The 12482-nt window shown below is 59.6% G+C and carries 13 protein-coding genes; 12 read left to right on the top strand and 1 reads right to left on the bottom strand.

Annotated elements, in window-relative coordinates:
* Positions 1-78: 78 nt before the first annotated feature.
* Positions 79-390 (bottom strand): hypothetical protein, encoded by a 312-nt coding sequence (locus GDA65_08640; GenBank protein ID MBA5862760.1) that lies wholly within the window; start codon positions 388-390, stop codon positions 79-81.
* Positions 391-603: 213 nt separating this feature from the next.
* Between GDA65_08640 and moaC the strand changes: the two genes are divergently transcribed.
* The 12 genes from moaC to recN all read left to right on the top strand — a co-directional run bounded on the left by moaC (position 604) and on the right by recN (position 12475).
* The gene (gene moaC, locus GDA65_08635) at positions 604-1104 is read left to right on the top strand and encodes a cyclic pyranopterin monophosphate synthase MoaC (protein MBA5862759.1); all 501 of its coding nucleotides are present in this window, start codon (positions 604-606) and stop codon (positions 1102-1104) included.
* Between the two features lie 35 nt (positions 1105-1139).
* Entirely contained in the window at positions 1140-1403 is a 264-nt protein-coding gene (locus tag GDA65_08630; GenBank protein MBA5862758.1) for a molybdopterin synthase sulfur carrier subunit, read from the top strand.
* Between the two features lie 150 nt (positions 1404-1553).
* Positions 1554-2027: a molybdenum cofactor biosynthesis protein MoaE gene (locus GDA65_08625; protein MBA5862757.1), complete on the top strand. Its 474-nt coding sequence runs from the start codon at positions 1554-1556 to the stop codon at positions 2025-2027.
* 48 nt (positions 2028-2075) lie between these two features.
* Positions 2076-3140: a GTP 3',8-cyclase MoaA gene (moaA, locus tag GDA65_08620; protein ID MBA5862756.1), complete on the top strand. Its 1065-nt coding sequence runs from the start codon at positions 2076-2078 to the stop codon at positions 3138-3140.
* Between the two features lie 59 nt (positions 3141-3199).
* Positions 3200-3907: an urease accessory protein gene (locus GDA65_08615; protein MBA5862755.1), complete on the top strand. Its 708-nt coding sequence runs from the start codon at positions 3200-3202 to the stop codon at positions 3905-3907.
* 203 nt (positions 3908-4110) lie between these two features.
* Positions 4111-4899 (top strand): MBL fold metallo-hydrolase, encoded by a 789-nt coding sequence (locus GDA65_08610; protein ID MBA5862754.1) that lies wholly within the window; start codon positions 4111-4113, stop codon positions 4897-4899.
* Positions 4900-4909: 10 nt separating this feature from the next.
* The gene (locus GDA65_08605; protein ID MBA5862753.1) at positions 4910-5746 is read left to right on the top strand and encodes an acetyl-CoA carboxylase carboxyltransferase subunit beta; all 837 of its coding nucleotides are present in this window, start codon (positions 4910-4912) and stop codon (positions 5744-5746) included.
* Between the two features lie 163 nt (positions 5747-5909).
* Complete coding sequence (locus GDA65_08600) at positions 5910-7214, top strand: bifunctional folylpolyglutamate synthase/dihydrofolate synthase (GenBank protein MBA5862752.1); 1305 nt, start codon at positions 5910-5912, stop codon at positions 7212-7214.
* A 1-nt stretch (position 7215) separates the two neighbouring features.
* Complete coding sequence (gene lptD / locus GDA65_08595; protein MBA5862751.1) at positions 7216-9702, top strand: LPS assembly protein LptD; 2487 nt, start codon at positions 7216-7218, stop codon at positions 9700-9702.
* Positions 9703-9764: 62 nt separating this feature from the next.
* Positions 9765-10322 carry a hypothetical protein gene (locus tag GDA65_08590; protein MBA5862750.1) on the top strand — a complete coding sequence of 186 codons (558 nt, stop codon included), beginning with the start codon at positions 9765-9767 and terminating at the stop codon, positions 10320-10322.
* Between the two features lie 101 nt (positions 10323-10423).
* On the top strand, positions 10424-10771 hold the full coding sequence (trxA, locus tag GDA65_08585) for a thioredoxin (protein ID MBA5862749.1): 348 nt from the start codon (positions 10424-10426) through the stop codon (positions 10769-10771).
* 18 nt (positions 10772-10789) lie between these two features.
* Positions 10790-12475: a DNA repair protein RecN gene (recN, locus tag GDA65_08580; GenBank protein MBA5862748.1), complete on the top strand. Its 1686-nt coding sequence runs from the start codon at positions 10790-10792 to the stop codon at positions 12473-12475.
* Positions 12476-12482: the final 7 nt, after the last annotated feature.

The raw sequence follows: 12482 nt of genomic DNA, 5'->3' as shown, positions 1-12482 counted from the left end.
CGGGCCTCGAGAATTGTGAACGGATCGGTATTGCTATTGGGGGCAGTCACACGGGTGGCTGCCCCCGTTGTTTATGGGCTAGCGTTTTTTTGAAGCCCGCCGTGAGCGCGTCACATGGCCGTCCTCAATCGATAGACAGCCTTGGGCGTGGGAAATCGCTTCCAGCAGCGCGGTGCGTTCCCTGTCTGTTTCCTGCACCGGCGGCATGCTGTGTACGAATTGCTCCGCCGCCTCTACCAACCGTTGCAGCCTGGCTGTGATTCCGTCTTGCTCCCCCCTTGGCTCGAACGAAGCCGCGCGCGCCATGGCCCGCTTTCTTCGCGGCCCGACATAGATCTGGGGAGCCACGGGGTTATCTTTTTCCAATTCCGGGCGTTTCAACATCGACATGCGTCTTTCACCCCCCGACACAAGTGTGTAGCAGTGGCCCACTGTACTCGATCCCGGACGGCATTGCACCGGGGCGGTGGCTCCTGGGAGAAGAGTGACCTCGTGGCACATGGTTACCGAGGGGTGTTCCCCGCACGTGGCTTGACTCCCATTTTCACCGGCTCCTATAATTCGGCGGTTTTGATGCGACAACCAGCTGATTTGGCATAAAGAATGGCCGAGTTTACGCATTTCAACGAATCAGGGCGGGCACGGATGGTCGATGTCGGGGCCAAGGCCTCGACTGAGCGACTGGCCACCGCGCAAGCCATCGTGTTTCTTCAGCCGGAAACCCTTGAAAAGATTCAGCAAGGAAAGATCACCAAGGGCGATGTGTTGTCCGTTGCCCAGGTGGCGGGTGTGATGGGGGCGAAGAAGACGCCGGATCTGATTCCCATGTGCCATCCCATTATGTTGACGAGCGTCGATATTTCCTTTCAAGAAATCACTCAGCCGGATCGCGAGGGACGCTGCTCGATTCTGATTACGGCCACGGCCAAGACCACGGGGCCGACGGGCGTCGAAATGGAAGCCATGACGGCCGCCTCGGTGGCCGCGTTGACGATCTATGATATGTGCAAGGCGGTGGATCGAGGGATGAGCTTCGGCGAGATCTGTTTATTGACCAAGTCCGGCGGGAAATCCGGCACCTATCAACGCCCGGTTCCCGTGTAAGGGGCGGCCGTTGCCTATCAGAATGGAGCGGTACCATGGTGACGGTGCGCCTGTTCGGGATGACAAAAATGTTGGCGGGCAATCAAGGCGCCCTCTCGCTGGCCTTGCCCGATGGCCGGCGTGTGAAGGATTTGGTGGCGGTGATCGAGGCCGCCTACCCGAAGATCGGCGAATTGCTGCAGAAGAAGAAAGTCCTCGTGTCGGTCAATCAGGATATTGCGCATGAGGACCTTGAAGTGCAGGATGGGGATGAAATTGCTTTATTACCGCCGTTTGCCGGTGGGAGTGACGGATGGTGAACAAGCCTGCCAGCGGCGTTCGCGCGTTGCGCGTCGGCTCGACGTACCCAAATCGTACCCTCGGCCTCTGCGCGTGCTGCGGCCTTGCCGGACAGGCTTGTTGAGCATCCTTCCTGAGAGAACCCATGGCAAACCGGAGGGACATAATCGATGAGTCTTGAACAGGTCACGAAAGCCGACCAGCCCGTTACCGGCGATGACGCAATGCTGGTGCGGGTACAGCGCGAAGATTTTTCGATCGACGAAGAACTCCGCCGTGTGCGCGCGCGTTCCAAGCGCATCGGCGGCATTGCGATTTTTCTCGGGACTGCCAGGGATCGTTCGAAGGGCAAGGATGTCGATGGCATCACCTTCGAGCATTACGAGGGCATGGCGCAGAAAAAATTGCGTGAGATTCGCGAACGCGCGCTGAAGGATTTTGGCATCATCGAACTGTTGATCCTGCACCGGTACGGCGAGATCGGCATCGGCGACAACATTGTGTTGATTATCGCCGGCGCGGAGCATCGAGCCGAGGCCTTTCAGGCCTGTAAATGGGCTATTGACGAATTGAAGCAAATCACGCCGATTTGGAAACTCGAACACACCCCCGAAGGAGAGGTGTGGGTCGAGGAGCACCCGTAGCCACTCCGGACCGGCCACAGGGGAAGGGGCCTTCGCCCTCGAGTTACTATGGACCACAGCGCGCTCGATACACCCGCTCCCACGATCTACGACCGGTTGGGGCGTCCGCTCCGCAGCCTGCGCCTCTCCGTGACCGACCGCTGTAACCTTCGGTGCAAGTATTGTATGCCCGAAGATGATTACGCCTGGTTGCCGCGCGATACCATTCTGACCTTCGAGGAGATGGCCGAGCTCACGGCGGTTTTTACCGAGTTAGGCGTGGACAAGGTTCGTCTCACGGGCGGGGAGCCGCTGTTGCGGCGGGATCTGCCGAGATTTGTCAGGCAGCTGTCAGAAAATCGCCGAATCACCGAGATTGCCCTCACCAGCAACGGCGTCCTCATGGCAGACCAGGCCGCGGATCTCTCGTTTGCCGGACTGAATCGCGTGACCATCAGCCTGGACACCCTCCGCGCCGACCGATTCCGGACCCTGACCAAGCGGGATCTCCATCACCAGGTGTTTGACGGCATCAAGGCGGTGGTGCAAGCCGGGTTTCCATCGCTGAAGTTCGACACCGTGGTCATCAAGGGCTATAACGACGATGAACTCATCGACCTCATCGAGTACGGAAAAACGGTTGGCGGTGAGGTGCGGTTCATCGAATATATGGATGTCGGCGGCGCGACGGATTGGTCCATGAAGCAAGTGCTGTCGAGGGCGGAGATGCTGGACCTGATCGGCCGCCACTATGGCGACGTCCAACCGGTTGTGGAGAATAGCGTCGCACCGGCAGAGCGGTTTGTGTTGCCGGATGGGACCACCTTCGGCATCATTCCCTCGACCACCACGCCATTCTGTCGTTCCTGTGATCGCAGCCGGTTGACGGCGGACGGCATGTGGTACCTCTGTCTCTATGCGAAGGACGGCCTGGATCTCCGCGCGCCGCTCCGGCAGGGCCGCACCCGGGACGAACTGAAAGCGCTGATCATCGCGGCCTGGGAGGGACGGGCTGATCGAGGCGCGGAAGAACGCAAGGCGCTGGAAGTGTTGGGGCTGCGTGAACAACGCCTCATTGAAATCAACCGGCTCCGTGAAGATCCCCACCTGGAAATGCATGCGCGAGGGGGATGACCGTCCGTGTGTGCTGCTCCCGTTGCCGGATCGGCCGACGCACCTCTCCGTGAGCAGTGATGTTTGATCCTCATACCCTGACCATACTCAGTCTTGGATTCGTGCTGGGGCTTCGTCATGCCCTGGACGCGGATCACCTAGCCGCGCTTTCGACGGTGCTGGCCGAGCGACCCACCGTACAGGCGTCCACGGCGATCGGATTGTTCTGGGGTCTTGGCCACACGCTAATGCTATTGTGCGTCGGGACCCTCTTGCTGGCCTTGAACCTCACGATTCCCGAATCCATGGCGAACCTGTTTGAGTTTGCCGTCGGAGGGATGCTGGTGGCGCTGGGACTGTCCTTGGCTCGCCGGATGTATCGTGAGCAGTGGCATGTGCACACACATGAGCATGGGGGGCAGCCGCACGTGCATTTGCATAGTCACCACGTGCGGGCTGATCACACCCATGGGCATTGGTATCAGGGATCGATGCGGCCCCTGGTGATCGGGATGGCGCATGGACTGGCCGGTTCGGCCGCGTTGATGTTGGTGGTGTTGTCCACGGTCACGGGCATCGGCCAGGGGATCGGTTATATTGTCGTATTCGGTGTCGGGTCCATTCTCGGCATGGCGGGGGTCGGGGCGGTGCTCAGCCTCCCGGTGATCTATTCCGTGACCGTCGGACCACGCGCCTATTGGATGGTGCAGGGACTCGCCTGTCTCGCCAGCATCGGCCTGGGTGTGGTGATGATGGTTCGAATCGGCCTGGGCGGTGGCTGGTCGTAGCCACCCGGTTTGTCAACGAGTCTCCTGCGCTCGCGCAAGCAGGCTCCCTCTCTTCTTGACCAGCCCCGGTTGAAGAATGACCTCTGTAAATCTGTGTGCGCCTTTTTCAGAGGTATGGTATTCTGCCGCCCAGTGTGGAGGACTCGTCTACAAGACTGTGAAGGAATGCCGAAACGCCGGGGCAGGTCCGGAAAGCCACGGCCATGAATGTTCGGGTGTTGGGGTGCCATGGGTCGGGGCAGCTGATCCCAGGCGAGACGGGGCCGGTTCAGTGCGGGACCTGCGGCTTTCTGATCAATGATGAGCTGCTGGTGGATGCCGGAACGGTCGGGTCCAGGCTTTTTCTGGAGGAGCAACGGCGCATCCGGGGGGTGCTGCTGACTCACCTGCATTTTGATCACATTCGCGAGTTGCCGACATTGGCCGACAATTTGGTCGGCGAGATCGAAGAGCCGGTCGTCGTCGCGGCGATTCCTGAAGTTCTGGACGGGTTGCGCAAGCACATTTTTAACGATACGGTCTATCCGGACTTTTTTCGACTGCCCAATCCTGCCAGGCCTGTTTTCGTGTCCCGCGAACTTTCCCCAGGACAGGAGACCATGCTCGGCGGGCTGGGGGTGACGCCGATTCCGGTGAACCATGTGGTGCCGACGGTGGGGTTTCTTCTCCGCGAGGGGACCCGGACGGTTCTTTTTAGCGGCGACACCTATCAGACGGACGCGCTCTGGCAGGCGGCCGGGGGCCTGCACGGATTGCAAGCGGCCTTTATCGAAAGTTCGTTTCCCGACGAAATGGCCGACTTGGCACGGGTTGCGAAACATCTCACACCGGCATTGCTGGCTGAGGAGTTCGCCAAGATGGCGAGACCGGAGTTGCCGGTCTATGCGTACCATTTGAAGCCGCGGTTTCGCGCACAGATTCGGCAGGAGCTCGGACGACTCGGCATTCGGCATTTGACCGCGCTTGAAGAGGGCCAAACCCTCGTACTATAGGTGAGCACAGATGGCTTGGTTTAAAAAAGGCAAAACCGAGGAAGCAGAGCCCCCCAAACGCTCGAAAACGGCGGAGGGAATGTGGCTGAAGTGTAATCATTGCCGGGAGATCGTCTATCGCAAAGAGGTTGACCGCAACAACAAGGTCTGCCCGAAGTGCGATTATCATTTTCCCATCTCGGTCATTGAACGCATCAATCTGCTGGTCGATCTCGGCACGTTCAAAGAGTGGGACCCCGAGCTGGAGCCGCAGGACCCGCTGCAGTTTCAGGATACCCGCACCTATAAAGACCGGATCAAGGCGCAACAGGAGAAGACGGGGCGGAAAGACGCCATGGTCATCGGCCAGGGTGTCATCAATGGGCGGAAGGTGGCGCTCTGCGTGTTCGATTTCGGGTTTATGGGCGGTAGTATGGGCTCCGTGGTGGGAGAAAAAATCTGCCGCGCGGTCGATCGCGCCTTGGAAGCGCGGACTCCGTTGATCCTCGTGACGGCTTCCGGCGGCGCCCGTATGCAGGAGGGCATTCTGTCGCTCATGCAAATGGCGAAAACGTCCGCGGCGGTCGCGAAATTGGGCGAGGCCAAGCTACCCTTCATCTCAATACTGGCCGACCCGACCTTCGGTGGCGTGACGGCAAGTATTGCCATGCTGGGTGATGTGATCATTGCCGAACCGAAAGCATTGATCGGATTCGCCGGTCCCCGCGTCATTGAGCAGACCATCAAGCAGCAATTGCCGGATCAGTTTCAGCGCGCCGAGTTTTTGCTCGACCACGGGATGATCGACATGATCGTTGAACGGAAGCAGTTGAAAGAGGCGGTGAGCACGCTGGTCGGACATTTCTAGCAGGATGCGCAACAAGATCCTCCAGCGGCGTTCTTGCTCTGCGCGGCGGCTCGACGTACCAACAACGTACGCCTCTCCCCATGTTCGCTGCGGCCTTGTTGAAGGATCTTTTTGCGCATCCTGATGGAAGCTTCGATTTCACCATGCTAGGTGAGTCTCTCGAATGACCACGATGACCTATTCCTCCACTGTGCAATTTCTGTATGGCTTGCAACAGCACGGGATCAAGTTGGGGCTCGACACGATTCGCGCCCTGCTCGGGCGGGTGGGCGATCCCCATCGTCGATATCCGGTGTTGCACATCGGCGGGACAAACGGAAAGGGCTCGACTGCCGCGATGGCTGCGTCGATCCTGCAGGCCTCCGGCCGTCGGGTGGGGCTCTATACCTCGCCGCACCTGATCGACTTTCGCGAGCGGATTCGCGTCAATGGCGGGATGATCCCCGAGTCGCGCGTGATCGATGGGGTGGAATTGTTGCGCACGGCCTCTCGGCCTGATCTGGCCCCGACATTTTTTGAGTTCACCACGGCGCTGGCCTTCCACTATTTTGCGGAATGTCAGGTGGATGTGGTTGTGCTCGAAGTCGGCTTGGGGGGACGGTTCGACGCCACGAACGTCGTGGAGCCGCTCGCAGCCGCCATTACGACGATCGGACTCGATCATGAGGCCTATCTGGGGGCCACGATTGAAGCCATTGCGATGGAGAAGGCGGGAATTATCAAGCCGGGAGTACCGGTGGTGCTGGGCCGCATCGGCGAGCCGGCCTGTCGGGTGATCGAGGACCGCGCGGCGATGGTCGGCGCCACGGTCTTTCGTCTGGAACGTGACTTCCGTTGTGAAGGAGCCTCCCCGGCCGATTGCCGGTACACCGGGCTCTCGCTGCGGGCTGAGCATCTCACCTGTCCCTTACAAGGTCGATTTCAAATCGACAACCTCGCCTGCTCCCTGGCTCTGATCGAACTCGCTCATGAGAAGGGGGTCACGGTGTCTGAGACGGCGGTACGTGCCGGCCTGCAGCAGGTTGTGTGGGAAGGCCGGTTGGAGATTGTCGGTCAGGAGCCGACGGTGATGGTGGACGGGGCGCATAATCCCGCCGCTGCGGCGGTCCTTGCTGAATATCTGGCCGAGTGGCGGCGTGTGAGGCCTGCGGCGCGCGTCAGCCTGATCGTGGGGATGATGCGCGATAAACATCCGCGAGCATTTCTTGCGCCGCTCCTGCCGCTGATCGATACACTGATCCTCACGCAGGCGGATCTGCCGCGCGCCGCGACCGGGGCGGAACTCCGTCTATTGCTCGAAGACGACGCACCGTTCGCGCAGGTCGCGCCGACCCCGTCGGATGCCTTGGCCATGGCCAAGCATTCAGCCGCTGCGTCCGATCTGATTTGTGTCACGGGCTCCTTGATGCTGGTCGGCGAGATCAAGGCCCTTCTTCGAGGGGACTCCCTCTCACCTGTTCGTGGTTGAGATGGGGCCAGACCGTCATCCGGTTTCACCCTGGAAGCGCCTGATTAGCCGTTTCCCGTCCATCCTGCGCCTGTCCATTCTTATTGGTCTGCTGGTGTTCTTCACGCCTTTGGCGCGAGGACAATCAACTGCGACCGTGGCTTCGCCCGCAAACCAGCCTCTCACGGTCACCGCCGAGCGCATCGATCATCTGCAGGAACAGGAGGTCTACGAGGCGGATGGATCCGTGGTGGTCACGCAAGGAACGTTACGGCTGACTGCCGACCACGTGACGATCAACGCATTGCCCGGCAGGCTGACCGCGACGGGCCACGTGCATTTCTGGGATTCGAACTCCGATCTCAAATCGGAACGCCTGGAATTGAATGTGAACACCGAAGGCGGCGTCGTCGCCAACGGCTCGATGTTTATCCGGCCGAGCAATTCGTTTTTCACCGGCCGGAGCATCCGAAGACTCTCAGAAGATCACTACCGGATCAAGGAAGGCACGTTTACCAATTGCGATGCGAAGGAGGGCGAAGTGCCCGCCTGGCGATTCACCTTCGAGGACCTCGATGTGAACGCGGGGGAAAGCATCGGCATGAAGCGCGCGTGGCTCTGTGCGAACGATACGCCGCTCATTCCTGTGCCGACCCTGACGTATCCGCTGAGCAACCGGCATAGCGGCTTTCTCATCCCTACGCCCGGCTACGATAACCGGTTCGGCTTGCACTATCAGCAGGGGTATTTCTGGGCGATCAACCCCAGCCAGGATCTGACCATCGCGCCTTCGTACTACAACAACCTCGGCTACGGCAGCGATTTCACCTATCGCTACTACCTCGATCGGCGATCCAGCGGGCAGTGGTTTGCAAGTTTCCTGCAGCAGACCAAACTGCCGAATGTGTCGGGCGTGGATCAGGTCAGCTCGGATGAGCGGCGTTTGCGCGGGTTGATCAGCGGCCAACATGTCCAGCAGGTGACGGACTCGTTACTGGTCAGAGGACAAGCGTCCTTTGTCTCGGACCGGCAGTATCTACAGCAACTCAGTAACTCCGGTACCCAGCGCGCGTCCCCCAGCGGTGAATCCTCCCTCCTCGCGACCCAGCGGCTTCCATACGGGAGCGCCTATTTCTTGGGCCAGTATCTGCAGCCGTTGAACTCCGGCGGCCCCGACACGTTCCAGCGGCTTCCCGAGGTGGGGTATGTGTTGCCGAACACGTCGCCGTTCGGGATGCCGTTCCTCCTGAACCTTGACACGAACTTCGTGAACTTTTACCGCGAACAGGGGTTTGCGGTGAATCGGATGGATTTCATGCCGGGAGTGACCACTGATGTGATGGATATCGGGCACGTGGTCGGCCTGACGCCGCACTTCAAATTCAAGGAACTCTATTACACGCGTGGGATTCAGGAGGCCAGCCCGCTGCATCGCGAGACGTTCTGGGCCGCATTGGATGCTTCGTCAAAGTTAAGCCGCCGGTATACTGGCGGAGAGGGCGGGAGTTTTCTTCACACGATCGAACCGAGCGTCATGTATGAATACGTGCCGGGAAGCGATCAGAGCAAGATCGCGCAGATTGATCAAATCGATGACATCCCTAAGAAAAATTTGCTGACCTACGCGCTCCGCACGAAGTTATTGGAACAACAGCTCAACGGGCAAAGCTTCAACTGGCTGGATCTGACCGTCGCGCAAAGCTATCATGTGGGGGCGGTGCAGACCCGCGCGCGGGAGTTTACCCCCGGCGTGTTGCCGTTCCTGGGTTCCTTGACACAGCCCTTGCAGCCTGCGACGGTAGACGTGCAGGGGCGCAAAATGTCTGATGTCTGGATGCGCGCGGTGATCGGCAATACGGCGCCGGAATTTTTCCGGCCTCCCGGGATCAACGAGGGGCTTGGAAAGAATCTGACGTCGGGCCAAATGTTGCCGCCGACCAATTCCTATCTGTCGGTGGATGCCTTTCTGGATCCGTACCGAGGGACGTTCAGTCAGTGGAATACGGACCTCCGGGTCCAGCAATCGAATTATTGGTACATTGAGGTCGGACAACGATTCAGCCATGACGGGAATCGAGTGCGACGCGGCGATATCTGGAATCCGGTTTCCTTCAACGAGGTGTATGCGCCCACCAAGGAAATTCAGTTCGCCACGGCCGGCGGAGGATTCCGGACGCCCTGGGGCTGGACCATTGGCGCGAAGGGGTATTACGATGTCAAAGGCGGGCGCAGCCCGGAATTCGATGTGGTGGCGCTCTATCAAAACCCGTGCAAGTGCTGGTCGCTCGGGTTGTACTACCTGCAATTCCCGGATCGGCAGAGTTATTCCTTCATGTTCAGTATGACGGGGATCGGCTGGACGGAAAACTTCGGAACGATCGTGGCGAGGACCATCCTGGGTCCGTTGCTGGTGGGTGATCGCGGGTTGCCATGGGCTGCGCCGGGCGGTCCTTACGGCCGAGTGCAAAATGCGCTTCCTGTGCAGTCGATGCCGATGGGTCGTTATTAGGTACCCTCTCAGGTGGAAATCTCCACCGGGAACCCGTCAGGAGATTCGCCCGAATGACCGGAATGAAGCACGTAATCGTGATCCGGCGCAGCCGGCGTCCTGTTCTCGCAACCGGCCTTCTGTTGTTGGCGATTGCCGGACAGGAGATCTGGCCGCCCGCTCTGTCCGCCACAGAACAGACAGTGCACTTAGAACGGGCAGCCGTGTTCCTCCGGGCCGGGGACTACCGCCAGGCGCTGGAGGCCTGTCAGGCGGAAGTAAAGGATGCGCCGTCCGCTCGAAGTTATGTTTATCTGACCTATGCGTACCATGCTCTCGACGGCTATCTGCAACATTTGGCGAACACCGATCAATGGGTTCGAGTTGAGCAGCTGTATCTGAATTTGTCCACGGGGCGAGTCGAGGATCTGCTTGATCCGCCGGATGTTCTGGCGCGGATTGCCAAAGAGGTGATCCAGCAGGCCGTGCAGCGACAGGCCGACGTGACCGCCGCCATGGCCGCGCGCCTGGACGAGCCACTGGTCAAACAGCTGTGGCAGGTGCAGACGGCATGGCGGCAGGCAAGACCGGATGATTGGTGGTCGGCGGCTCCTCCTCAATGGCAATGGGCGAGGCCGTGATTTGACTCTCCGCAAAACCATGTTATAGGATGACCAACTGTGCCTGAAGCCGCTTCAGGAGTGGACAAGCCAGCCGTACGTGTGGAGAGAAGGAGGATATTGTGGGAGGCGATGCGTTGAAAGCGACTGATGCAACGTGGGATGAGGATGTCATGAAGGCGTCCGAACTGGTCATGGTGGATTTTTGGGCGGTGTGGTGCGGCCCCTGTCAGATGGTCGCTCCGATCGTTGATGAACTTGCAACGGAATATGCGGGCAAAGTGAAGGTTCGTAAACTCAATACTGATGAAAACCCGGAAATCGCCGGTCGTTATCAAGTGATGAGCATTCCAACCATTCTGTTTTTCAAGAATGGTCAGGCCGTAGAACGGCTGGTCGGCGCGCGTCCCAAGCGCCAGTTTAAAGAGATCATCGATACGCTCCTTGCTCAACATTCCGGCGCTGCCTAGCGCCACATTCTCAGCAGCATGCTGACCGAGCTGCGCATCTCGAATTTTGGTGTCATCGAGCAGCTAGCCGTTACCTTTGGCGCCGGTTTCATGGTGTTTACCGGTGAAACCGGCGCCGGAAAATCCCTCCTCATCGATGCCGTCACTCTCCTCGTCGGAGGACGCGCGTCTGCCGATCACGTTCGTGCCCAGGCCGAAGAAGCCGAGCTTGAAGCGGCATTTTTGCTAACGCCGAATCATCCTCTCCTTGAGTTGTTGCACAACAAAGGATTTGCGCGCGCCGGCGAGACGGACATTCTCATTCGACGAGTCATCTCACGTACGGGCCGCAACAGGACGTATCTGAACGGCAGTCTCTGCCCTGTCCATCTTTTGGAGGAACTGGGCGGCGCATTGGTCGACGTGCACGGACAACACGAACAGCAGTCGCTGTTGTCGCCGTCAGCTCAGATGGACGCGTTGGACGCATTCGGAAAACTTCACGTGCTTCGGCAGGAATATCAGCGTGCCTATCGGCAGTGGCAGGACCGGGTGGCCGAACTAGAGACGCTGACCGCACACATCGCGCAGCGGCGGGAGCGGGAGGATCTCCTGCGGTTTCAATTCCAGGAGATTGCAGATGCGGGGATCGAGGCGGGTGAAGATGCGCGGCTCGAGCAGGAGCGTCCGCGGTTGATGCACAGCCAGCAACTCGGAGAATTGTCGGACCAACTCCATGAGATGCTCTATGCCGGCGACCAAGGAGTCTTGAGTCTACTGGCTGGTGCGCGGAAGCTCGCATCAAAAATGGAGTCGATCGACGCCACGACGCTCGAATGGGCCAGGACTGTGGATGAAGCGGTCGTCCCTTTGAGGGACCTGGCTGAACAAGTTCGCCGCTACCGTGATCGCGTGGAGGCCAATCCTGGCCGGTTGTTGGAGATCGAACAGCGGCTGGACCGGTTGCATCGCCTCATCAAGAAGTATGGCGGTTCGCTCGATGCCGTGCTGACCTTGCAGGATTCCCTGCGCGCTCAACTCTCTCAATTGGACGATGCGGAAACTCGCCTGCAGCAGCTGACGCGCGCGGTCGAGCAGGGACGATCCAGCCTGCTCGACATTGCCGGGCGTCTGTCTCGCAAGCGGCTTGAGGCCGCCAAGAAATTCATGGCTCAGGTGATGAAGGAATTGTCGGCGCTCCGGATGGAGCGGACGCGCTTTGCGGTGGAGGTCTCGCGCCTGTCTGGTGATGCGCCCTTTGGTCAGACGGGGCAGGATACGGTCGAGTTTATGTTTTCAGCAAATCCCGGAGAGCCGCTCAGGCCGCTGGCTCGGGTGGCCTCGGGGGGAGAACTTTCGCGGGTCATGCTGGCGTTGAAAACCATTTTGGCTGAGAGCGATCGAGTGCCTGTCCTGATTTTTGATGAAGTGGATGCCGGTGTCGGGGGAGCGGTTGCCGAGGTGATGGGCGCGCGGCTCAGGGATCTCAGCCGGCACCATCAGGTGTTGTGCGTCACGCATCTTCCGCAGGTGGGGTCTCAGGCGCATGCGCATTATCTGGTGGAAAAGCAGGTTCGGCACAATCGAACAGTCACGCAGGTTCGCCAGCTGAGCCTGGACGAACAGGAACAAGAAGTTGCGCGGATGTTGGCCGGAGTCACGGTGACCAAGAATGCGCGCGCGGCGGCGGCTGAAATGATTGCGAGCGCGAAGGATCGGCGGTAACGGCAGG

This window comes from Nitrospira sp. CR1.1 (assembly GCA_014055465.1).
GTDB lineage: Bacteria > Nitrospirota > Nitrospiria > Nitrospirales > Nitrospiraceae > Nitrospira_A.
The sequence above is the reverse complement of the archived record's forward strand: the minus strand, read 5'-3'. Positions and strand labels throughout refer to the sequence as shown.